This window comes from Kitasatospora sp. NBC_01287 (assembly GCF_026340565.1).
GTDB lineage: Bacteria > Actinomycetota > Actinomycetes > Streptomycetales > Streptomycetaceae > Kitasatospora.
In genome coordinates this window covers 3,537,968-3,560,430 of sequence record NZ_JAPEPB010000001.1, presented here as the reverse complement: position 1 = coordinate 3,560,430, position 22,463 = coordinate 3,537,968, and the positions used below count along the sequence as shown (strand labels likewise).

Sequence of the window (22,463 nt, the reverse complement as noted above, 5' to 3'; positions counted from 1 at the left end):
CTGCTGACCGGATGTCAGAGGCCGTAGACCTCTTCGATCAGCGCCTGCTGCTCGGCGGCGTGCCGCTTGGCCGAGCCCACGGCCGGGGCCGAGGAGGCGTTGCGGGCCACCCGGCGCAGCCGGCCGCCGCTGGCCTTGCGGCCGATCACCACGTCGAGGTGGTCGACCAGGTTCATCGCGATGAACGGCCAGGCGCCCTGGTTGGCCGGCTCCTCCTGGGCCCAGACGAACTGGACGTCCTCGCCGTACCGGGCCAGCTCCTCCTGGAGCTCGGCGATCGGCAGCGGGTAGAGGCGCTCGACCCGGACGATCGCGGTGTCGGTGACGCCGCGCTCGGTGCGGGCCGCCTCCAGGTCGTAGTAGAACTTGCCCGCGGTGATGACCACCTTGCGCACGTTGGCCGGGTCGACGGTGGAGTCGCCGATCACCGGGCGGAACGCGCCGGAGGTGAACTCCTCCGCCGAACTGGCCGCGGCCTTCAGACGCAGCATCGACTTCGGGGTGAAGACGACCAGCGGCTTGTGGTGCGGGTTGTGCACCTGCCAGCGCAGCAGGTGGAAGTAGTTCGACGGCGAGGTCGGCATCGCGACCGTCATGTTGTTCTGCGCGCACAGCTGCAGGAAGCGCTCGGGACGCGCGGACGAGTGGTCCGGCCCCTGGCCCTCGTAGCCGTGCGGCAGCAGCAGGGTGACGCCGGAGTGCTGGCCCCACTTCTGCTCGGCCGAGGCGATGTACTCGTCGACCACGGTCTGCGCGCCGTTGACGAAGTCGCCGAACTGCGCCTCCCACATGACCAGCGAGTTCGGGCGGGTCAGCGAGTAGCCGTACTCGAAGCCCATCGCCGCGTACTCCGACAGCAGGCTGTCGTAGACGGTGTAGCGGGCCTGGTCCTCGGTCAGGTAGAGCAGCGGGGTGTAGTCCTCGCCGGTGACCCGGTCGATCAGCACCGCGTGGCGCTGGCCGAAGGTGCCGCGGCGGCTGTCCTGGCCGGCCAGCCGGACCGGGTGGCCCTCCATCAGCAGCGAGCCGATGGCCAGGGTCTCACCGGTGGCCCAGTCGATCGTGCCGTCCTCGATCGAGGCGGCGCGGCGCTGGAGCTGCGGCAGCAGGCGCGGGTGGACGGTCAGCCACTCGGGCAGGTTGACCTGCGAGGCGGCGATCCGCTTGACCATCTCCTGGGAGATGCCGGTCTGGATGTTCACCGGGAAGTCGGGCACCGGCTTGCCGCCGGGGGTGCCGGCCTGCGCCTGGGCCGCGTCGCGGACCTCGGCGAAGACCTTCTCCAGCTGGCCCTGGAAGTCCTGGAGCGCGGACTCCGCCTCTTCCATGGTGATGTCGCCCCGACCGATCAGGCCCTCGGTGTAGAGCTTGCGCACCGAGCGCTTCTTGTCGATCAGGTCGTACATCAGCGGCTGGGTGAACGACGGGTTGTCGGCCTCGTTGTGACCGCGGCGGCGGTAGCAGATGAGGTCGATCACGACGTCCTTGTGGAACGCCTGGCGGAACTCGAAGGCCAGGCGCGCGACGCGGACCACGGCCTCCGGGTCGTCGCCGTTCACGTGGAAGATCGGGGCCTCGATCATCCGGGCGACGTCGGTGCAGTACATCGAGGAGCGGCTGGAGGCCGGGGCGGCGGTGAAGCCGACCTGGTTGTTGACCACCAGGTGGATCGTGCCGCCGGTGCGGTAGCCGCGCAGCTGCGACATGTTCAGGGTCTCCGCGACCACGCCCTGGCCGGCGAAGGCCGCGTCGCCGTGGATCTGGATCGGCAGCACCGGGAACGAGGTGCCGCCCTGGTCCAGCACGTCCTGCTTGGCGCGCACGATGCCCTCGACCACCGGGTCCACCGTCTCCAGGTGGGACGGGTTGGCGGCCAGCGAGACCTTGATGGTCTCGCCGTCCAGGCCGGTGAAGGTGCCCTCGGAGCCCAGGTGGTACTTGACGTCGCCGGAGCCGTGCATCGACTTCGGGTCGAGGTTGCCCTCGAACTCGCCGAAGATCTTGCCGTACGGCTTGCCGACGATGTTGGCCAGCACGTTGAGCCGGCCGCGGTGGGCCATGCCGATCACGGCCTCGTCGAGGCGGTGCTCGGCGGCGGCGTCGATGGTCGCGTCGAGCAGCGGGATGAGCGACTCGCCGCCCTCCAGCGAGAAGCGCTTCTGGCCGACGTACTTGGTCTGCAGGAAGGTCTCGAAGGCCTCGGCCGAGTTCAGCCGGCGCAGGATGCGCAGCTGCTCCTCGCGCTCCGGCTTGGTGTACGGCTTCTCGACCCGCTCCTGGATCCACTTGCGCTGCTTGGGGTCCTGGATGTGCATGTACTCGATGCCGACGGTGCGGCAGTACGAGTTGCGCAGCAGCCCGAGGATGTCCCGGAGCTTCATGATCTTCTGGCCGCCGAAGCCGCCGACCGCGAACTCGCGCTCCAGGTCCCACAGCGTCAGGCCGTGCTCGACCACGTCCAGGTCGGGGTGCTTGCGCTGCTTGTACTCCAGCGGGTCGGTGTCGGCCATCAGGTGGCCGCGGACCCGGTAGGAGTGGATGAGCTCCATCACGCGGGCGGTCTTGTTGACGTCGTCCTCGTGCGTGGTGGCGACGTCGGTGGCCCAACGGACCGGCTCGTACGGGATCCGCAGCGACTCGAAGACCTCGTCGTAGAACCCGTGCTCGCCCAGCAGCAGCTGGTGGATCGAGCGCAGGAACTCGCCGGACGCCGCGCCCTGGATGACCCGGTGGTCGTAGGTCGAGGTGAGCGTCATGATCTTGGAGACGCCGAGCCGGGCCAGGGTGTCGGGGTTGGAGCCCTGGAACTCGGCCGGGTACTCCATCGCGCCGACACCGAGGATGGTGCCCTGGCCCTGCATCAGGCGCGGCACGGAGTGCACGGTGCCGATGCCGCCGGGGTTGGTCAGCGAGACCGTCACCCCGGTGAAGTCGTCCATCGTCAGCTTGTTGGCGCGGGCCCGGCGGACGATGTCCTCGTAGGCCTGCCAGAAGCCGAAGAAGTCCAGCGTGTCGGCCTTCTTGATGGCCGCGACGACCAGCTGGCGGTCGCCGTTGGGCTTCACCAGGTCGATGGCCAGGCCCAGGTTCACGTGGTCCGGCTTGACCAGGAAGGACTTGCCGTCCTTGACCGCGTAGCTGTGGTTCATGCCAGGGGTCGCCTTCAGGGCCTGCACCAGCGCGTAGCCGATCAGGTGGGTGAAGGAGACCTTGCCGCCGCGGGCGCGCTGCAGGTGGTTGTTGATGACGATGCGGTTGTCGATCAACAGCTTGGCCGGCACGGCGCGCACGCTGGTCGCGGTGGGCACCTCCAGCGAGGCGTCCATGTTGGTGGCGACGGCCTTGGCCGGGCCGCGCAGCGGAACGAGCTCGGGCCCGGTGCTCTCCGGCGCCGGCGCGGCGGGCGCGACGGCGGCCTTGGGAGCCGGCGGCGCGGCCGGTGCGGCTGCCAGCGGCGCGGCCGCGGCAGGCGCGGCCACCGGCGGCACTGCCGCGGGGGCCGGGGCTGCCACAGCGGCGGCGGGGGCAGGCGCCACCGCCGCGACGGGCGCAGCAGGGGCAGGGGCAGCAACGGTGGTCGGCGTGGGGCCGGCCTGGGTCGCGGCCTGGGTCACTGGGGTCACCTCGGTACCGGGCTTGTAGTCGGCGAAAAAGTCCCACCAGGCTCGGTCGACCGAGTTGGGATCCTGGAGGTACTGCTGGTAGATCTCGTCGACGAGCCACTCATTGGGGCCGAAGCCAGTGGTGCTTGCCGAGCTGGGGGTTTCAGGGTGTGGCGACACGGCGGCAACCGCCCTCTTCCGCTTCCTTTTGGGATGTTTGGACAGCGGGGATTAAGGCTACGCCCCTGACCAGTGATCGCGCAGTCCCCTGGGGGTCGGCGTCGCCCAGATCACAGTGCCGCCGGCCACATTGGCTGGAAAAAGACGTTAGAAGGCTGATCGGAGAGGGAATCGGGCAGTCCTGCTCACTCGGTGAAACGGCACGAAACCGGACAAAAGATCACCAGAGTGGCCACTTGTGATCGATCTGGGGCTGTCGACCACCGGATTGTCCCAATTCTGTGACAATGCTGGCCACAACGGACAGGGCGTGGTGGTCCGGTGCGCCGGAGTGCTCCTGGACCACCGCCGACGGGCCCGAGCCGCGGCGGGTCCTGGAGCCGTGGCGGGTCCTAGAGCCGCGGCGGGTCCTAGAGCCGCGGTCTGGGCAGCACCGGGGCGAAGCCCGGCAGGGTGACCTGGATGAGGCAGCCACCGCCACCGCCGCCGTCGGCGACCTCGATCCGCCCGCCGTGCAGATCCACCGCCCAGCGGGCGATGGCCAGGCCCAGGCCGGTGCCGCCGTCGCTGCCAGGCCCCTGGGCGGTGGGGGAGCCGGCCCGGCTGAACCGGTCGAAGACCCGGGTGCGGTCCTGCGCCGGTATCCCCGGACCCTGGTCCTGCACCTCCAGCAGCAGCGCCAGCGGCGCGTCGCCGGCCCTGGCCCGCACGGTCACGGTGCCGCCGGGCGGGGAGTGCTTGCAGGCGTTGTCCACCAGGTTGGCCACCACCTGGTGGAGCCGCTCCGGATCGGCCAGCCCGGTCAGCTGCTCCGGCTGGACGTCGAGCCGCAGCCGGACGTCGTCGCGCCGGCTCCAGGCGCCGCCGGCCGTGGCGCCGTCCACCGTCAGCCCGCGCAGCACGCCGGCCAGGAAGGGGGCCACCTCGAACTCGCGGGCGTCCAGCGGCACCACGCCGCCGTCCAGCTTGGACAGGTCGAGAAGGTGGGAGACCAGCCGACCGAGCCGCTCGGTCTGCTCCAGGGCGGCGCCCAGGGTGTTCTGCGCGGGCGGCACCACGCCGTCCACCATGTTCTCCAGCACGGCGCGCAGGGCGGCGATCGGCGTGCGCAGCTCGTGCGAGACGTTCGCCACCAGCTCGCGCCGGTGCCGGTCGGCCGCCTCCAGGTCGGCGGCCATCTTGTTGAAGGTCACCGCCAGCTCGCCGATCTCGTCGCGGGAGCCGGTGGTCACCCGGCGGCTGTAGTCGCCGCCGGCCATCGCCCTGGCCGCCGCGGTCATCTCGCGCAGCGGGGCGGTCAGGGTGTGCGCCAGCAGCTGCATGAAGAGCAGCGAGGCGATCATCGAGAAGGCCATGATCACCCGGATCTGGGTCTCCGAGCGGATCGCGATCACCACCAGCCCGGTGGCGACCACCACCGACACGATGACCAGCAGGGCGAGTTTGCCCTTGATCGAGCGCACCGGGTCGAACGGTCGTATGTCCCGCCAGATCCGCGCGCCCGCGCGCGCCGGCCACCGCTGCTGGCGCGGTGTCGGCTCGGGCTCGGTGCGAGCCCGTGGTGAGGTGTTCATCGGTGCCTGGTCCCCGTACTCCTGTGCCCCCGTGGCCCCCGCAGCTGACCGGTCGCCGCTCTGGGCGCACCGCTCACCCCACCGGCGCCTCCAGCGCGTAGCCGACGCCGTGCACGGTGCGGATCCAGGTCGCGCCGATCTTCCGGCGCAGCGCCTTGACGTGGCTGTCCACCGTGCGGGTGCCGGACGCGTCGGTCCAGTCCCAGACCTCGGCGAGCAGCTGCTCGCGGGTCAGCACCGCGCGCGGCTGGGCGGCCAGGCAGGCCAGCAGGTCGAACTCGGTGGGCGTCAGGTGGACGTCGCCGGAGGCGAGCCGGACCCGGCGCTGCACGTGGTCGATCTCCAGTTCGCCGAACCGCAGCGAGCCGAGGGCCGGGGTTCTGGCCGCCTGCTGGGCCCGCTCGACCCGCCGCAGCAGCACGTTGACCCGGGCCGCCAGCTCGCGCATCGAGAAGGGCTTGGTCATGTAGTCGTCGGCGCCCACGCCGAGGCCGACCAGCAGGTCCGTCTCGTCGTCGCGGGCGGTCAGCATCAGCACCGGGACCGGTCGCTGCGCCTGGATCCGGCGGCAGACCTCCAGGCCGTCGAAGCCGGGCAGCATGATGTCGAGCACCACGAGGTCGGGCTGCCAGGTGTGGAAGCCGTCCACCGCGCCGGGGCCGTCGTGCGCCACGGCGACCTTGAAGCCCTCCGCACCGAGCCGGGCGGCGATGGACTCGGCGATGGTCGGTTCGTCCTCCACCACCAGTACACGTCGCTGGGCAATCACACCGCTGCCGCTGGTGTCCTGTTGAATCTCTGTCACGGTCACGCCACCGCCCCCAGGGCCTGCGGGCCGCCACCTGTGGGAGTGGCGGGCACCGCTCGTAGTCTTGTTCCGTCGTCAATTGGCCGTGCTGAACTGCCGTGCCGTCTCGGTCGCCCCGGGCTCCGCCAAGCGCGGGTCACGGACCGCGGCTTCCCAGCCGTCGGCCCGACATGCGTACCTCGCAGCGTACGGACACCCGGCGAGCACCGGCAGGCGGTCCGCAGAATTCCGGACCACAGGCCGTCGCGTGCGCCCCGGGGACCCGGCACGGGCCGTTACCTTACCCGTCCATGTCGTGTGGTGGTAACGGTGCGTATGCACGAACCCGTGACCGGCCCCGGCCGGGCGACGGCGGGCCGCTGGTCCGTACCAACTCCTGAACTGCCTTAACGGGGACCGCAACCCGATCCTCAGCCGACTCTCAGGCGCACGTCGTACCGTGGACGAAACCGGCCGGCGATGGCAGGTTGTGCACGCGCAGCGAGCGATCGGACCGATGGGAGGCGCCATGGCGGACACGTCCGCGGACGCGACCCGGGGTGGTGCGCGCCCCGCCGAGGTGACACCCCTGACCGGTCTGCGGTTGGGCCTGCGCTCGGTGCCGCTGCGCTGGGTGCTGGAGCGGCTGCCCACGCCGCGGCGCAACCCCTTCGCCTGCGCGTACCTGCTGGTGCTGGCCGGCACCACGGTCCTCGCCCAGGTCGCCGACCCCGATCTGGTCCACCGGCTGCAGACGATGTCCAGCACCGACGGCCACAACCTGCTGCACGCCCCGGTGCGCTCGCTGCTGATGAGCGGGCTCTGGGTGGCCGGGCCGGTCTGGATGCCCTACCTGTGGGCCTTCGCCTTCACCGTGGCCCCGCTGGAGCGGCGGGTCGGCGCGCTGCGCGCCGCGGGGGTCTTCGTGGCCGGGCACGTGGTGGGCACGCTGCTCTCCCAGGGCGTGGTGGCCCTCGCGGTGGCCACCGGCCAGGTCGGGCCGAGCATCCTGGACGAGCTGGACATCGGGGTCAGCTACGGGGTGCTGGCCAGCCTGGGCGCGCTGGCCGGGCTGCTGCCGCCGCGCGGGCGCTACCTGGCGCTGGGCGGCGCGGTGCTGCTGGTGGTGCACCAGATCGTCAGCGACCAGGACCTGATCACCGCCGTCGGCCACCCGACCGCGTTGCTCACCGGGGTGGCGCTGTGGACCGTGCTGCGGCGGCCGCGGCGGCCCGGGCGCGGGTCGGGCCGGGTGCGGCGGCCGCTGGTCGAGCCGGTGCTCCACCGCGCGTAGGGCCGCGCCGCCTGATCCTGCCGGGCGCGCGACGCCGGGCAGCCGGCCCCGGCCCGCGGGGGACGACCTCCCGGGGCCCGATCCGATCGCTCAGAGCGAACAGAGTCCCGGGAACATCCAGCCCTCGCGAAGCCTTAGTCAAGTCGACTCAAGTTCACTGACTGGGGAGAGATCATGGCATCGACGTCCGCTCCGCTCACTCTGCCCGTGCTGCCCCTCGACGACGAGGTCGTGCTGCCCGGCATGGTGGTGCCGCTGGACCTCAAGGACACCGAGGTGCGCGCCGCCGTGGAGGCCGCCAGGGCCGCCGTGCGGGCGTCGGTGAGCGGCGCCGCGGGCACCGGCAAGCCGCAGGTGCTGCTGGTGCCCCGGCTGGACGGCTCGTACGCCGCGGTGGGCACCCTGGCCACCGTCGAGCAGGTCGGCCGGCTGGCCGACGGCGAGCCGGCCGCCCTGGTGCGCGCGGTCCGCCGGGTGCGGATCGGCGCCGGCACCACAGGGCCGGGCGCCGCGCTCTGGGTGGAGACGACGCCGTTCAAGGAGTCCTCGGTCGGGCTGCCGGTGGGTGGCCGGGCCGCCGAGCTGGTGAAGGAGTACAAGGCGGTCTCGACCCAGTGGCTGCGCAAGCGCGGCGCCTGGCAGATCGTCGACCGGGTGGCCGAGATCGAGGGCGTCGGCGAGCTGGCCGACAACATCGGCTACGCCCCCTTCGCCACCGCCGAGCAGAAGCTGAAGGTGCTGCTGGAGGCCGACCAGGTGGCCCGCCTGGAGTACGCCCTGCAGCTGCTGCGCGACCACCTCGCCGAGGAGGAGGTCAACGACACCATCCGCAAGGACGTCGAGGAGGGCGTGGCCAAGCAGCAGAAGGAGTTCCTGCTCCGCCGCCAGCTGGAGGCGGTGCGCAAGGAGCTCGCCGAGCTGAACGGCGAGGCGGCCGACGAGGAGGGCGACTACCGGGCCCGGGTCGAGGCCGCCGAGCTGCCCGAGAAGGTGCGGGAGGCGGCGCTCAAGGAGGTCGACAAGCTGGAGCGCTCCAGCGACCAGTCGCCCGAGGGCAGCTGGATCCGCACCTGGCTGGACACCGTCCTGGAGCTGCCCTGGAACAACCGCAGCGAGGACGCCTACGACATCGCCGGCGCCCGCGCCGTGCTGGACGCCGACCACGCGGGCCTGGCGGACGTGAAGGACCGGATCGTCGAGTACCTGGCGGTGCGCAAGCGCCGGGCCGACCAGGGGCTGAGCCTGGTCGGCGGCCGGCGCGGCGGCGCGGTGCTGGCGCTGGTCGGCCCGCCCGGGGTCGGCAAGACCTCGCTGGGCGAGTCGGTCGCGCGGGCGATGGGCCGCGACTTCGTGCGGGTCGCGCTCGGCGGCGTCCGGGACGAGGCCGAGATCCGCGGCCACCGGCGCACCTACGTCGGCGCGCTGCCCGGCCGGATCGTGCGCGCGATCAAGGAGGCCGGCTCGATGAACCCGGTCGTCCTGCTGGACGAGATCGACAAGGTCGGCTCGGACTACCGCGGCGACCCGGCGGCCGCCCTGCTGGAGGTGCTGGACCCGGCGCAGAACCACACCTTCAGGGACCACTACCTGGAGGTCGAACTGGACCTGTCCGACGTGGTCTTCCTGGCCACCGCCAACGTGCTGGAGGCCATCCCCGAGCCGCTGCTGGACCGGATGGAGCTGGTGCGCCTGGACGGCTACACCGAGGACGAGAAGGTCGTCATCGCCCGCGACCACCTGCTGCCGCGCCAGCTGGAGCGGGCCGGCCTGCCGGCCGAGGAGGTCGCGGTCTCCGAGGGCGCGCTGCGCAAGCTCGCGGGGGAGTACACCCGCGAGGCCGGGGTGCGGAACCTGGAGCGGGCGGTGGCCCGGATCCTGCGCAAGGTCGCCGCGCAGAGCGAGCTGGGCGAGCGCGAGCTGCCCGTCTCGATCGGCGCCGAGGACCTGCGCGGCCTGATCGGCCGGCCGCACCACACCCCCGAGGCGGCCCAGGAGCCCTCCGAGCGGCGCACGGCGGTGCCGGGCGTGGCCACCGGCCTGGCGGTCACCGGCGCGGGCGGCGACGTCCTCTACATCGAGGCCTCGCTGGCCGATGCCGAGACCGGCTCGACCGGCCTGACCCTCACCGGCCAGCTGGGCGAGGTGATGAAGGAGTCGGCCCACATCGCCCTCTCCTACCTGCGCTCGCGCGGCGCCGAGCTGGAGCTGCCGGTCACCGGCCTGCGGGAGCGCGGCATCCACCTGCACATCCCGGCGGGCGCCGTCCCCAAGGACGGGCCGAGCGCGGGCATCACGATGACCACGGCGCTGGCCTCGCTGCTCTCCGGGCGCAAGGTCCGCACCGACGTCGCGATGACCGGTGAGGTCTCGCTGACCGGGCGGGTGCTGCCGATCGGCGGCCTGAAGCAGAAGCTGCTCGCCGCCGACCGGGCCGGGATCACCACGGTGATCATCCCCAAGCGCAACGAGCCCGACCTGGACGACGTCCCGGCCGAGGTGCTGGAGCGGTTGAGCGTGCACCCGGTGGCGGACGTCCGCGAGGTGCTGGCGCTGGCCCTGGAGTCGGCCGAGGTGCTGGTGGCGGCGGCCTGACCAAGGTGAAGTCCCTTGGTGCCCGGCGGACCTGACGGTGCGTCGGGCACCGAGGCGTTGTGGCGGCGGGCGTGCCCGGCTGATGGCGGTCCGCCGGATCTGACCGGTTCGATCGACGAGGCGCCGGACAGCCGTCCCGGGCGGTGAGACACCTCTTGTGAGACAGAGTGTCAGCCGCCAGCATGGAGGCATGACCTCGCACACGTGGCTGAGCCGTCGACTGGCTGTCGACCTGGCGCGCTCGTGTTCCGCGATCTGTCACCGCGGCTGCTGAGCGCGGTGACCCGTCCGGCCGTTCGGGCCGGGCCGAGACGCTTCCCGTGTGGTCGGGCGGGGTGCACCGCCGTGTCGCGCCGTGCCCCATCCCCCTGTCGAAACGGGATACCCATGCGCTTCGTGCTGCCCTCGCGGGCCGCCGTCCTGACCGCTGCCGCACTGCTGGCGGTCGCGTCCGCCGCCCCGGCGTCCGCCGCCCCGGCCACCGTGCTGCCGCCGGCCAACCCCTACGCCGGGCCACCCGGCTCGGCCACCATGCACGGCGACACCGGCTCCTCCGACGCCACCGTGCTCGCCGGGCCGCCGGCCGGACCGCTCACCTCGCACCGCACCGCGCTGGCCTCGGCCTGCCCGACCATCCTGGACGGCTCGGACGGCATCCCGGTGGCGCTCTGCACCACGATGTTCGGGCAGATCCCGACCGTGCACCTGCTGGACCCGGCCACCGGCGACTCGACCGCGCAGCTGGCGCTGACCAAGGGCTCGCTGCTCGGCGGGGTCTACGCCTACCTGGACGACCAGAACCGACTGGTGGTGGTCGACGGCAACCGGGACCTGCTGCGGATCGGGCACCACAACGGCACGCTGACCGTCGAGAGCACCCTCTCGCTGGCCGCGGCGGTGCCGGCGGGCGACTCCGTGGTCGGCCTCTCGCCCGACTGGCAGGGTCGGGTCTGGTTCGCCACCACCAACGGCCTGGTCGGCACCGCGGACCCGGTCACCGGCGCCGTGCACACCCTGGCGCTGCCCGCGGGGGAGCAGGTGGCGAACAGCATCTCCACCGTCCCCGGCGGCACGGCGGTGGCCACCACGGCCGCGCTCTACCTGCTCACCGCGGGCCCCGACGGCACCCCGCGGATCAGCTGGCGCCAGGCCTACGACCGCGGCCCCGCCCGCAAGCCGGGCCAGCTGAGCTGGGGCACCGGCTCGACGCCGGTCTTCTTCGGCCCGGCCACCGGCACCGAGTACGTGGCCATCACCGACAACGCGGTGCCGCACGAGCACCTGCTGGTCTACCGGGCCGACACCGGGGCCCAGGTCTGCGCCGTCCCGGTGCTCCTCGCGGCCGGCAGCGAGAGCGGCACCGAGAACGCCCCGATCGGCGCCGGCGGCAGCGTCTTCGTGGCCGGCACCTACGGCTACCCGTACCCGGCGCTGCCGGCCGGGGCGCCGGCCAGCGTGCCCGCCTCGGCCGACTTCGAGGGCGGGATGAGCCGGGTGGACGTGCGCGCCGACGGCTCGGGCTGCGACCTGGTCTGGGACACCACCACCCGTTCGGCGGCCGTGCCGCAGCTCACCCTCGGCGACCAGCTGATCCACACGGTGCTGCGCGAGCCGGTGATCCCCGGCACCAGCGGTACCTCGATCCTCGACCCGTACTACTACGCGGAGATCGACCCGCGCACCGGCGCGGTGGTGCGGACCTCGCTCCTGGGGGTCACGTCCCTCTACGACAGCCTGCAGATGGTGGGCACCACCGCGCCCGGAGGGGTGGTCTACCAGGGCAGCCTGACCGGAGTGCTGCGGATTTCCGCGGGCTGACGGCAGGGCTGACGGCAGGGCTGACGGCAGGGCGGGCGCGCCCCGGGGGTGCGCCCGTTCCGCGCGCCCCGGGGTGCGCCCGTTCCGGGGAGTCGATTGAGGTGCCCCACGGCATTCGTGCGACACTGCGCCAATGCCGTCGCCCACACAGAGAGTCCTGGCCAAGGTGCCGGGGCCGCTGCGTCCCATCTTGTTGCAGCACCGCAGTCTGGTGAAGTTCCTCGTGGTGGGTGGCTCGTGCTTCCTGCTGACGCTAGTGATCAACTACGGGCTCAAGCTCACCGTTTGCCAGAACAAGCCGGTTGTCGCGCTGACCATCGGAACGGCCGTCGCGACGGTGTTCTCGTACATCCTGAACCGCCAGTGGTCCTTCCGGTCGGAGGGCAGCCACAAGGAGGCCATCCCGTTCTTCGCGGTGAGCGCGCTGGCGGTCGGGGTCAACGACCTGCCGCTGCTGGTCAGCCGCTACGTCTTCGACCTGCACACCCCGCACGTCAGCAACTTCACCCAGGAGGTCTGCGACTTCCTGAGCGGGATGATCGTCGGCACCCTGGTGGCGATGGCCTTCCGCTACTGGGCGATGAAGAAGTTCGTCTTCACCACCCGTGCCGACCCGGCGAGCCCGCGGACGGCCGCCGAGCCGCCGGCCCCCGTGCGCTGAGCCCACCGCGGCCCGGCCCGCGCACCGACCGAGCCGGCACACGGGCCGGGCCCGCGCACCGACCGAGCCCGCGCACCCATGGGGTCCGCGGGCTCAGCGCGTGGGTCGGGCCTGCTCCGCCGGGGTGGCCATCAGCCGACCACCCCTGGAGCGGCTGTGCACCGCGGCCAGCGAGACCGCCACGCCGATCACCGACCAGACCGCGAGGACCAGCAGCGGCATGGCGAGCCGGGTGGCGCCCAGGTAGGCGATCGAGCGGGCCGCACCGGTCCCCGCGCCGTTCGGCAGCCAGGCGCCGATCGCCCGCCAGAAGGTCGGCAGCAGCGGCGGCGGGAAGACCCCGCCGGCGCTCGGGTTGCCCAGCACCACGAAGAGCAGCACCGCGAGCCCGATGCCCACCACGTCGAAGAGGCACTCCAGCGCCATCGTGACGGTGCCGACCGCGAAGACCACCAGCGCGCCCACGCCCCAGAGGCCCACGACGCTGCCGGGCAGCGCGTTCAGGATCGGCCCGGCGATCAGCACGCCGCCGAGCCCGGCCGCGATCGAGTAGAGCGCCAGCACGGCGATCCTGATCAGCGCCCGGTTCCAGTTGGCCGGGCGGGAGCCGGCGCTGATCCCCAGGATCGCGGCGACCAGGTAGCCGCCGACGCACCAGCCCACCACCAGGTAGAAGGCGGACAGGCCGTTGGCGTCGCCCGGGGCGAGCGGGGCCACGTCCTGGGTCCGGACGGTGCGGCCCTGGGTCTGCTCGACCCCGGTGACGATGGTCAGCGCGGCGGCGGCCGCCGCCTTGCCGCGCGCGCCGGCGATCAGCAGCGTGTCCTGGGTGCCGCCGGGGTCGACCACCAGCGTGGCGTAGAGCCGCTGGTCCCTGATCTGGCCGACCGCCGCGTCCTGGTCGGCCACCGGTGCCGAGCGCACCGCGTCGCCCGGCACCTGGCCCAGGGCGGTCACCAGCTGCTGCTGGGCGGGCGCCGGGGCGACCACCCCGATCGAGAGCCGGTGCGGCTCGGGCTGGTGCAGCGCGCCGACGTAGGAGACGACGAACCCCAGCTGGAGCGCCAGCACGGCGATGACCAGCAGCGCCGCGCGGCCGGTGACGGCGTCCTTGACCTCGTTGATGAAACCCTGGCCCTGGCCGGACAACGGCGGTCCCCCTTCGGAGCGGGTCGAGCGGCGGCGGCCGGTGGTGCGGGCCGACGGCGTCCTTGATCAGGACATACCGCTCACTTCCTACCATCGGGGGCAGAGCGGACCCACCGTCCCGCGCCGGGCTGGTGGATACTGATCACGCGCCGGCGGGCGGCGCTCTGCGGGCGAGCGGCGGGTGGGTGTGGCAGAGGAACTGGCGGGCAGCGAGGCGGTCTTCCGCGCGGTGGAGCGCGAGGTCGCGCTGATGTTCCGGCGCGGGCGGGCCAGATCCGCCGAGATGTCCCGGCTGGTGCACCCGAAGCTGGAGGGGCTGGCCTACAGCCTGCTCGCCCACCTCAGCGAGGCCGGCCAGGTGCGGGTGACCGACGTGGGCGCGCACTTCGGGGTCGGCAAGGCGACGATCAGCCGGCAGATCAAGGCGCTGGAGGAGCTCGGCCTGGTGGCCCGCGAGTCCGATCCGCTGGACGGGCGGGTCTCGCTGGTCTCGCTCACCGAGGACGGCGCCCGGCGCTACTGGCGCGCCCACGAGCACCGGATCGCTTCGTTCCGCGCCATGCTCGGTGCCTGGGAGCCGGCCGAGCTCGCCCAGTTCGCCCGCCTGCTGGCCCGCTTCAACGAGACGGTGGCCACGGTGGCGCGGCGCGAGGGCTGGGCGGAGTAGCGCCGGGTCGGCCGGTCCGCCCCGGGCGGCGGCACCGACGGTGGACCGGGCGGCGGCACCGACGGCGGACCGGGTGGCGGCACCGACGGCGGACCGGGTGGCGTCAGGGCGGCGCCGCCGGCGGGGTGCGGGTGGTGGACCGGACCGAAAAGGTTGCCTGGGTCAACTATCTGCCCTTATGGTTGCCCCAGGCAACTACTTCTAAGGATCCCCATGACCAGCAGCCAGCCGGCGCCGCCGCACCGCCACCACGGCGCGGCGGCCCCCGACCGCCCGATGACGCACCGCGAGATCCTCGAAGCGCTCTCCGGGCTGCTGCTCGGCCTCTTCGTCGCGGTGCTCTCCTCGACCATCGTCTCCAACGCGTTGCCGACGATCCTGAACGACCTGCACGGCGGCGAGTCCGCCTACACCTGGGTGATCACCGCGGCGCTGCTCTCGCTCACCGCCTCCACCCCGATCTGGGGCAAGCTCTCCGACCTGGTGAGCAAGAAGCTGCTGGTGCAGCTGGCGCTGGTGATCTACATCGTCTCCTCCACCCTCGCCGGCCTGTCGCAGAACACCGCCGAGCTGATCGGCTGCCGGGTGCTGCAGGGGCTGGGCGCCGGCGGGGTGGTGGCGCTCGGTCAGATCTGCCTGGCCGCGATGGTGCCGCCGCGCGAGCGGGGACGCTACAGCGGCTACTTCGGCGCGGTCTTCGCGCTGGCCACCATCGGCGGCCCGCTGATCGGCGGGGTCATCGTGGACACCCCCTGGCTCGGCTGGCGCTGGTGCTTCTACGTCGGCATCCCGTTCTCGGTGATCGCCATCGTCGTGCTGCAGCGCACCCTCCACCTGCCGGTGGTGAAGCGCCGGGCGAAGATCGACTACCGCGGGGCGGTGCTGATCGCGGGCGCCGTCAGCCTGCTGATGGTCTGGGTCACGCTGGCCGGCAAGAACTACGCCTGGGGCTCCTGGCAGAGCGCGGCGATGGTCGGCGGCGGGCTGCTGCTGGTCGGGCTCTTCGTGCTGACCGAGCGCCGGGCGGCCGAGCCGCTGATGCCGCTCACCCTGTTCCGCCACCGCACGGTGAGCCTGGCGGCGGTGGCCAGCACCTTCGTCGGCATCGGGATGTACGGCGCCACCACCTTCCTCAGCCAGTACTTCCAGCTGGCCAAGGAGAAGACGCCGACCATGGCGGGCATCATGACGCTGCCGATGATCCTCGGCCTGGCCCTCTCCTCGGCGGTCGCCGGCCGGCTGATCACCAGGTACGGCAAGTGGAAGCGCTTCCTGGTGGCCGGCACCTTCCTGCTCGCGGCGGGCTTCTTCCTGCTCGGCACCGCCCGCGCCTCCACCGGCTACGGCCTGCTCTCGCTCTACATGGCCGCGACCGGCGTGGGGCTGGGCCTGACCTCGCAGAACCTGGTGCTCGCGGTGCAGAACACGGTGCCGGCCAAGGAGCTGGGCACCGCGAGTTCGACCGTCACCTTCTTCCGCACCATGGGCGGCGCGATGGGCGTCTCGGCGCTCGGCGCGCTGCTGGGCACCAGGGTCACCCACTACCTGACCCAGAACCTGCTGGCCGCGCACGTCCCGGCGGCCGGCGCGGGCGCACTGGGCGGCGGCGATCTGCCTGACCTGCACACGCTGCCCGCGCCGCTGGTGCCGCTGGTCACCGACGCCTTCGGGCACGGGGTGGGGACGGTCTTCCTGGTGGCCGCGCCGTTCGCCGCGCTGGCCTTCGTGGCGGTCCTCTTCATCCGTGAGGTGCCGCTGCGCACGGCCCCGGCTCCCGCTCAGGCGCCGGCCGGCGAGCGAGTGGCCGGCGACCGGGCGGTCAGCGACCGGGCGTGAGCGGCGCGGCGAGCCCCTCGCACGGGTCGCGCCGGTAGCCGGAGTCGTCGAGCGAGACGTTCACGGCGAGCCCCTGGAGCAGCAGCGGCAGGACCCAGATGAGCAGCAGCGGCAGGGCGAGCGGGTGCGCGCGCCTGGTGACCAGCTGCCACGCCAGCCAGAGTGTGGCGGCCACCCCGGCCAGCAGGCCGGCGATGGCCGCCGCGACGGCGTACCCGGGGACCCCGGGGCTGCTCCTGCAGTGCTCCGCGGCGTCGCCGACGATGTGCTCGTCCGCCCAGATGGCGAGGGCGGTGGGCACCAGCGCGGTGACCATCACCAGCAGCGGGTAGCCCAGGGTCCGGCGGGGGCGTGAAGGTATCCGAGTGATCATCAGGACCCAGTCTGCCGGGTGCCCGCGCACCGTCGGCACCCGGGGGCGGCGAATGGCCGCGAGGTGGCTTGGCAGTCACCTCGCGGCCATTCGCCGCTGCCCGGTGGGGCGTTCAGCCCGCGATCAGGGTGAGCCCGTAGCCGACCGCGGCCGCGCAGGCCGCGAAGCAGACGCCGGCCCCGGCCAGCGCCGCGCCGCCGCCCCCGTTCCCGGCCTCGACGGCCGTCTCGCGGCGGCCCAGGGCGAGCACGCCCAGGGCGAAGGCGGTGACCACCGCGACGGTGACCACGAAGCTGACGCCGGCGGTGTCGGCCAAGGCGCTCCAGTTGACGTGCATGGCAGGCTCCTCAGGCGGCGACGGTGGTGGTGGGCGGGGTGGCGGGAGCGGTCGCGGCGGCGGCGCCCGGCAGGACCACCGGCGTGACGTCGGTCAGCTCGGGGGCGTTGACGTTGCTCGCGGTCACCGGCTGGCGGCGGGAGAGCAGCCACATCGCGCCCGAGCCGGCCACCAGGGCGGCGCCCACGAGCACGACGCCCCAGGTGCCCCGGTCGGCCACGAAGGCGGCCGCGCCGGCCACCACGGCGGCGGCGGGCAGGGTCAGGCCCCAGGTGTAGACCATGCGGCGGGCCATGCTCCAGTGCACCTGGGCCTTGGGGCCGCCCAGGCCGGCGCCCATGATGCCGCCGGAGACCACCTGGGTGGTGGAGAGGCCGTAGCCCATGTGCGAGGAGGTGAGGATCACCGCGGTGGTCGCCGTCTCGGCGGCGAAGCCCTGCGGCGCCTGGACGTCGGTCAGGCCCTTGCCCATGCTGCGGATGATCCGCCAGCCGCCCATGTAGGTGCCGAGCGCGATGGCCAGGCCCGCGCTGGCGATCACCCAGGTGGGGGGCAGCGCGTGCTTGGGCAGCGCGCCGACCGAGACCAGGGTCAGGGTGATGATGCCCATGGTCTTCTGGGCGTCGTTGGTGCCGTGGGCCAGCGAGACCAGCGAGGCGGAGAACATCTGGCCGATCTTGAAGCCCTTGGTGGTGGTCTTCTCGTGGCCGCGCCGGGTGATCAGGTAGGTGGCCTTGGTCGCGCCCCAGGCGGCCAGTCCGGCGACGATGGGGGAGGCGACCGCGGGGATCAGGATCTTGGTGACCACGGTGCTGAAGTTCACGCCGTCGAACCCGACACCGACGATGGTGGCGCCGATCAGACCGCCGTACAGCGCGTGCGATGAGCTGGAGGGCAGCCCGCGCAGCCAGGTCAGCAGGTTCCACAGGATGGCGCCGGCCAGCGCGGCGAAGATCACCGACGGGTGGATGCCGGCCTTCTCGTTGACGATGCCACCGGAGATGGTGCCGGCCACCTTCACCGAGAGGAAGGCGCCCGCGAAGTTGAGGACCGCGGAGATGGCGACGGCGACCTTGGGTCGCAGGGCGCCGGTGGCGATGGAGGTGGCCATCGCGTTGGCGGTGTCGTGGAAGCCGTTGGTGAAGTCGAAGGCGAGAGCGGTGACGATCACCACCGCGACCAGGAACGTGATGTGTTCCATTACCAAACAATCGTCGTAGTAGTCGGACTGTCGTGTTCTTCAGCTGCGTTCAGCGCGACCGTAGGGAGGCCGAGTGAACGGGAGGTTAACTGGACCGGGCCGCACGGATCCGTTCATGTACGACTCCTTGCCTTGATGAGTCTTTCAGGTGTCCTGGCCTGGTCTTATGCGAACAGTGTCCGATTTAGGTGCGGATTGGTGAGATCTGCGTCACGGCGCCGTGCTTCCTGAGAATTCATCAGATGGCCCGAGGCTCCCTGCCGGATCCGGCCCGGCGCGTGCAAGGATCGGCCAGGGCCTGCCGGACGCGGGCCGGGGAGCGGGACCGAGCGAGGGGGAGGCGGGCCGATGCGGGCCGTGCGGCGCGAACATCTGGTCGGGACCCAGCCGTGGCTGCGGGCCGCGCTGCGCTGCGGGGCGGTGCTGGCCGTGGCGGCGCTCGCGCTGCCGCTGGCCACCCAGGCGGCCGTCGCCGCGCCCTCGCCCTCCGCCTCGCCCACCACGACGCCGTCCGGCGCGCCCGCCACGGCCCCGGGCGACGACCCGCTGGCCGCCGCCAAGGCGACCCTGGGCCCGCTGCTCGACAAGATCCACCTGCTCTACCAGAACGCCGAGGCGGCCACCGAGCAGTACAACGCCACCGCCCAGCAGGTGACCGCGCAGCAGAACAGCGCGGCCGCGATCCAGGCCAGGATCGACGCCCAGCAGAAGCTGGTCGACCAGGGCATCGACGTCGCCGCGGAGCTCGCCTCCGAGCAGTACCGCAACGGTGACATCTCCGGCCTGGGCGAGCTGCTGCTGACCAACGACCCGTACCAGGCCGCGCACCTGGCCTCGCTGCTCTCCGCCGCGAGCCGCTCGCAGGCCGCCTTCGTCGCCCAGCTCAAGAGCGACCAGGCCGCGCTCGAACAGCTGAAGAAGCAGTCAGGCGACGCCCTCGACGGCACCAAGGCGCTGCTCACCCAGCAGGACCAGAACAAGGCCGAGATCGCCCGCCAGCTGGCCACCGTCGAGCAGTTGGTCTCCTCGCTCACCGGTGCCCAGCAGGCCCAGCTGGAGCAGCTGGAGCAGAACCAGGTCGACCAGGCGCAGCTGGCCTTCCTGGCCTCCGGCGCGCTCGGCCAGGGCGAGCGCACCCCCTCGGTGGCCGGTCGGCAGGCGGTTGCCTTCGCGCTCGCACAGCTCGGCAAGCCCTACCTGTGGGGCGGCACCGGGCCGGCCGCCTACGACTGCTCCGGCCTCACCTCGCAGGCCTGGCTGGCCGCGGGCGTCCAGATCCCGCGCACCAGCCAGGAGCAGTGGGCCCAGCTGCAGCACGTGCCGCTGAACCAGCTGCGCCCGGGTGACCTGGTGCTCTACTACGAGAGCGCCGAGCACGTGGCGATCTACATCGGCGGCGGCCTGGTCGCGCAGGCGCCGCACACCGGCGCCGTGGTGCGGGTCTCGCCGATCGGGATGGCGCCGATCCTGGGCGCGGTGCGCCCCGACCCGCAGAGCCCCTCGGACACCCAGGGCGGCACCTGGAAGGTGCCCGCCACCCTGCAGGAGGCGGAGATGGTCACGCCGATCGCGCCCGCGCTGCCCTCGGTGCCCGGCCTGCCGAGCGAGCCGCCGCTGCCGGCGCTCTTCCCGGTGGTGCCGATCATCCCGACGCTGCCGCCGGTGACCGCCTCGACCTCGCCCTCGGCCGTGCCCACCGCGCCGCTCTCGCCCGCGCCGACCGGCGCGGGCCCGGTGCCGGGAGGCGGCTCGCCCTCGGCATCCGGCTCGCCTTCGGCTTCCGGCTCCGCCTCGGGCACCGCCTCGCCCAGCGGCACGCCGCTGCCGACGGACGGCGCGTCGGGCAGTGCCCCGGCCTCGGGCAGCGCCTCGCCCTCGGCGTCCGGTGCCGCCTCGGGCGGCGCCTCGACGAGCGGCACGCCGTCCGACGCCGCGTCCGGCACCTCGCCGTCGGCCTCGTCCAGCGGTTCGGCCGCGGGCTCGCCGAGCACATCGGGCAGCCCCGCGCGGTGATCCGGGCAGCCCCGCGCGGTGATCCGGGCGGCCGGGCCGGATCCCGCCCGGGACCTGGCCCGACCGCGCCGGGGGCTCAGAGGCCGGAGTCGGCCTCGAAGCGGATCACCACGGCCTTCGAGGTGGGTGTGTTGCTGATCTCGGCCGTCGAGTCCAGCGGGATCAGCACGTTGGTCTCCGGGTAGTAGGCCGCGGCCCCGCCCCTGGCGACCGGGTAGTGCACCACCCTGAAGTGGGGTGCCCGCCGGTCCACCCCGTCGCGCCACTCGCTGACCAGGTCGACGTAGCCGCCCTCGGTCAGGCCCAGTTCGGCCGCGTCCAGCGGGTTGACCAGCACCACCCGGCGGCCTCCGGTGATGCCCCGGTAGCGGTCGTCCAGGCCGTAGATCGTGGTGTTGTACTGGTCGTGCGAGCGCAGTGTCTGCAGCAGCAGCCGGCCCGCCGGGACCTCGGGGGCGGTCATCGCGTTGACGGTGAAGTTGGCCTTGCCGGTGGCGGTGGGGAAGGTGCGGTTGTCCCGGGGGCCGTGCGGCAGCGCGAAGCCGCCGGGTGCCTTGACCCTGGTGTTGAAGTCGGTGAAGCCCGGCACCACGCGGGCGATCCGGTCGCGGACCGTGTCGTAGGAGTCGGCGAACTCCTCCCACGGCGTCGGGTCGGCGGGGCCCAGGGTCGCCCGGGCCGTGCGGCAGACGATCGCCGTCTCGGAGAGGATGCCGGGCGCGGGCGGGCGCAGCCGACCCTGCGAGGAGTGCACCATGCCCATCGAGTCCTCGACGGTGACGAACTGGTCGCCCTTGGCGGTGCGGTCCCGGTCGGTGCGGCCCAGGGTGGGCAGGATCAGCGCCCGGCGGCCGGTCACCAGGTGCGAGCGGTTGAGCTTGGTGGAGACCTGCACGGTGAGCCGGCACTGCCGCATCGCCGCCTCGGTGACCTCGGTGTCGGGGGTGGCCGCGACGAAGTTGCCGCCCATCGCGAAGAAGACCTTGACCCGCCCGTCGCGCATCGCCCGGATCGACTCGACCGCGTCGAAGCCGTGCTCGCGCGGCGGCCGGAAGTCGAACTCCCGCTCCAGCGCGTCCAGGAAGGCGGCGGCGGGCCGCTCGAAGATGCCCATGGTGCGGTCGCCCTGGACGTTGCTGTGCCCGCGCACCGGGCAGACGCCGGCCCCCGGCCTGCCCACGTTGCCGCGCAGCAGCAGGAAGTTGACCACCTCGCGGATGGTCGGCACGGAGTGCTTGTGCTGCGTCAGGCCCATCGCCCAGCAGACGATGACCTTCTCGGACTTCAGCACGAGTTCGGCCAGCTGCTCGATCTGCTCCCAGGGCAACCCGGTCGCGGCGAGCACCTGCTGACGGTCCGTCGACTGCGCCTCGGCGGCGAACTCCTCGAAGCCGTGGCAGTGCTCGGCGACGAAGTCGCGGTCCACGCCGCCGTCGGCGGCCAGGATCAGCTGGTTGAGGGCGCGGAAGAGCGCGAGGTCGCCGCCGAGGCGGATCTGCAGGAACAGGTCGGTCAGCTTGGTGCCGCTGCCGACCAGGCCGCGCGCGTTCTGCGGGTTCTTGAAGCGCTCCAGGCCGGCCTCGGGCAGCGGGTTGACGCTGACGATGGCGGCGCCGGCCCGCTTGGCCCGCTCCAGCGCGGAGAGCATCCGGGGATGGTTGGTGCCCGGGTTCTGGCCGGCCACGATGATCAGGTCGGCCTGGTAGAGGTCCTTCAGGCTGACGCTGCCCTTGCCCACCCCGAGCGTCTCCACCAGCGCCGAGCCGGAGGACTCGTGGCACATGTTGGAGCAGTCCGGCAGGTTGTTGGTGCCCAGCTTGCGGGCGAAGAGCTGGTAGGTGAAGGCGGCCTCGTTGCTGGTGCGGCCCGAGGTGTAGAAGGCGGCGCCGTCCGGGGTGTCGAGCGCCCGCAGCTCCTCGGCGATGATCGCGAAGGCCTCGTCCCAGCCGATCGGCTCGTAGTGGGCGGCGCCCTCGGCCAGCAGCATCGGCTCGGTGAGCCGGCCCTGCTGGCCGAGCCAGTAGCCGGAGCGCTCGGCCAGCTCGGCGACCGGGTGCTCGGCGAAGAAGGCGCGGGTGAGCCGGCGCTCGGTGGCCTCCTCGGCGACCGCCTTGGCGCCGTTCTCGCAGAACTCCGCGGTGTGCGGCTTGTCCGGCTCGGGCCAGGCGCAGCCCGGGCAGTCGAAGCCGCCGTGCTGGTTGACCTTGGTCAGGGTGGCCAGCGTGCGCCCGGGGCTCATCTGCTCGTGGGCCATCTTCAGGCTCTGCCGAACAGCCTTGAGTCCGGCGGCCGCGCGGTGCGGGGCGCCCACCTCGGGGGCGTCCTGCACCGGGTCGCTCTGCGGGGCCTGCTTGGCCATCGTCGCCACACCTCCAGCTG

The 22,463-nt window shown here is 72.8% G+C and carries 15 protein-coding genes; 7 read left to right on the top strand and 8 right to left on the bottom strand.

Annotated elements, in window-relative coordinates:
- Positions 1–14 precede the first annotated feature (14 nt).
- From OG455_RS14860 to OG455_RS14850, 3 genes are all read right to left on the bottom strand, one after another.
- Positions 15–3,782: a multifunctional oxoglutarate decarboxylase/oxoglutarate dehydrogenase thiamine pyrophosphate-binding subunit/dihydrolipoyllysine-residue succinyltransferase subunit gene (locus OG455_RS14860; protein WP_266293873.1), complete on the bottom strand. Its 3,768-nt coding sequence runs from the start codon at positions 3,780–3,782 to the stop codon at positions 15–17.
- Positions 3,783–4,192: 410 nt separating this feature from the next.
- A complete protein-coding gene (locus OG455_RS14855) occupies positions 4,193–5,356 on the bottom strand; it encodes a cell wall metabolism sensor histidine kinase WalK (protein ID WP_266293871.1) in 1,164 nt (387 codons plus the stop codon).
- A gap of 73 nt (positions 5,357–5,429) precedes the next feature.
- Positions 5,430–6,161 (bottom strand): response regulator transcription factor, encoded by a 732-nt coding sequence (locus OG455_RS14850; protein WP_266293869.1) that lies wholly within the window; start codon positions 6,159–6,161, stop codon positions 5,430–5,432.
- 511 nt (positions 6,162–6,672) lie between these two features.
- Here OG455_RS14850 and OG455_RS14845 point away from each other — a divergent pair.
- The 4 genes from OG455_RS14845 (at position 6,673) to OG455_RS14830 (ending at position 12,508) form a co-directional block, all read left to right on the top strand.
- Entirely contained in the window at positions 6,673–7,437 is a 765-nt protein-coding gene (locus OG455_RS14845; RefSeq protein WP_266293867.1) for a rhomboid-like protein, read from the top strand.
- 174 nt (positions 7,438–7,611) lie between these two features.
- Positions 7,612–10,029, top strand: a complete 2,418-nt coding sequence (gene lon, locus OG455_RS14840) for an endopeptidase La (RefSeq protein WP_266293865.1) — start codon at positions 7,612–7,614, stop codon at positions 10,027–10,029.
- Between the two features lie 387 nt (positions 10,030–10,416).
- The gene (locus OG455_RS14835) at positions 10,417–11,847 is read left to right on the top strand and encodes a hypothetical protein (protein WP_266293863.1); all 1,431 of its coding nucleotides are present in this window, start codon (positions 10,417–10,419) and stop codon (positions 11,845–11,847) included.
- A 133-nt stretch (positions 11,848–11,980) separates the two neighbouring features.
- Entirely contained in the window at positions 11,981–12,508 is a 528-nt protein-coding gene (locus OG455_RS14830) for a GtrA family protein (RefSeq protein WP_266293861.1), read from the top strand.
- Between the two features lie 93 nt (positions 12,509–12,601).
- Here OG455_RS14830 and OG455_RS14825 read toward each other — a convergent pair whose 3' ends face one another.
- Entirely contained in the window at positions 12,602–13,657 is a 1,056-nt protein-coding gene (locus OG455_RS14825; RefSeq protein WP_266293859.1) for a DUF3533 domain-containing protein, read from the bottom strand.
- 187 nt (positions 13,658–13,844) lie between these two features.
- Here OG455_RS14825 and OG455_RS14820 point away from each other — a divergent pair, with 187 nt between their 5' ends.
- Both OG455_RS14820 and OG455_RS14815 read left to right on the top strand, forming a co-directional pair.
- Positions 13,845–14,324 (top strand): MarR family winged helix-turn-helix transcriptional regulator, encoded by a 480-nt coding sequence (locus OG455_RS14820; RefSeq protein WP_266293857.1) that lies wholly within the window; start codon positions 13,845–13,847, stop codon positions 14,322–14,324.
- A gap of 276 nt (positions 14,325–14,600) precedes the next feature.
- Complete coding sequence (locus tag OG455_RS14815; protein WP_323185639.1) at positions 14,601–16,160, top strand: MDR family MFS transporter; 1,560 nt, start codon at positions 14,601–14,603, stop codon at positions 16,158–16,160.
- Here OG455_RS14815 and OG455_RS14810 read toward each other — a convergent pair.
- The 3 genes from OG455_RS14810 to OG455_RS14800 all read right to left on the bottom strand — a co-directional run bounded on the left by OG455_RS14810 (position 16,144) and on the right by OG455_RS14800 (position 18,071).
- Positions 16,144–16,533 (bottom strand): hypothetical protein, encoded by a 390-nt coding sequence (locus OG455_RS14810; RefSeq protein WP_266293853.1) that lies wholly within the window; start codon positions 16,531–16,533, stop codon positions 16,144–16,146. The two genes, OG455_RS14815 and OG455_RS14810, sit on opposite strands and share 17 nt — an antisense overlap.
- 112 nt (positions 16,534–16,645) lie before the next feature.
- Positions 16,646–16,870: a hypothetical protein gene (locus OG455_RS14805; protein ID WP_266293851.1), complete on the bottom strand. Its 225-nt coding sequence runs from the start codon at positions 16,868–16,870 to the stop codon at positions 16,646–16,648.
- A gap of 10 nt (positions 16,871–16,880) precedes the next feature.
- Positions 16,881–18,071 (bottom strand): inorganic phosphate transporter, encoded by a 1,191-nt coding sequence (locus OG455_RS14800; RefSeq protein ID WP_266293849.1) that lies wholly within the window; start codon positions 18,069–18,071, stop codon positions 16,881–16,883.
- A gap of 348 nt (positions 18,072–18,419) precedes the next feature.
- Between OG455_RS14800 and OG455_RS14795 the strand changes: the two genes are divergently transcribed.
- Positions 18,420–20,084 (top strand): NlpC/P60 family protein, encoded by a 1,665-nt coding sequence (locus tag OG455_RS14795; RefSeq protein WP_266293847.1) that lies wholly within the window; start codon positions 18,420–18,422, stop codon positions 20,082–20,084.
- Positions 20,085–20,160: 76 nt separating this feature from the next.
- Here the strand turns inward: OG455_RS14795 and OG455_RS14790 are convergent, their stop codons facing one another.
- Complete coding sequence (locus OG455_RS14790) at positions 20,161–22,443, bottom strand: FdhF/YdeP family oxidoreductase (RefSeq protein WP_266293845.1); 2,283 nt, start codon at positions 22,441–22,443, stop codon at positions 20,161–20,163.
- Between the last annotated feature and the right edge of the window lie 20 nt (positions 22,444–22,463).

Bases quoted from the DNA above. Each gene is read 5' to 3' on its own strand.
- lon (WP_266293865.1), top strand. From the start codon at position 7,612: ATGGCATCGACGTCCGCTCCGCTCACTCTGCCCGTGCTGCCCCTCGAC.
- OG455_RS14835 (WP_266293863.1), top strand. From the start codon at position 10,417: ATGCGCTTCGTGCTGCCCTCGCGGGCCGCCGTCCTGACCGCTGCCGCA.
- OG455_RS14805 (WP_266293851.1), bottom strand. From the start codon at position 16,870: ATGCACGTCAACTGGAGCGCCTTGGCCGACACCGCCGGCGTCAGCTTC.
- OG455_RS14800 (WP_266293849.1), bottom strand. From the start codon at position 18,071: ATGGAACACATCACGTTCCTGGTCGCGGTGGTGATCGTCACCGCTCTC.
- OG455_RS14845 (WP_266293867.1), top strand. From the start codon at position 6,673: ATGGCGGACACGTCCGCGGACGCGACCCGGGGTGGTGCGCGCCCCGCC.
- OG455_RS14855 (WP_266293871.1), bottom strand. From the start codon at position 5,356: ATGAACACCTCACCACGGGCTCGCACCGAGCCCGAGCCGACACCGCGC.
- OG455_RS14810 (WP_266293853.1), bottom strand. From the start codon at position 16,533: ATGATCACTCGGATACCTTCACGCCCCCGCCGGACCCTGGGCTACCCG.
- OG455_RS14790 (WP_266293845.1), bottom strand. From the start codon at position 22,443: ATGGCCAAGCAGGCCCCGCAGAGCGACCCGGTGCAGGACGCCCCCGAG.
- OG455_RS14830 (WP_266293861.1), top strand. From the start codon at position 11,981: ATGCCGTCGCCCACACAGAGAGTCCTGGCCAAGGTGCCGGGGCCGCTG.
- OG455_RS14795 (WP_266293847.1), top strand. From the start codon at position 18,420: ATGCGGGCCGTGCGGCGCGAACATCTGGTCGGGACCCAGCCGTGGCTG.
- OG455_RS14815 (WP_323185639.1), top strand. From the start codon at position 14,601: ATGACGCACCGCGAGATCCTCGAAGCGCTCTCCGGGCTGCTGCTCGGC.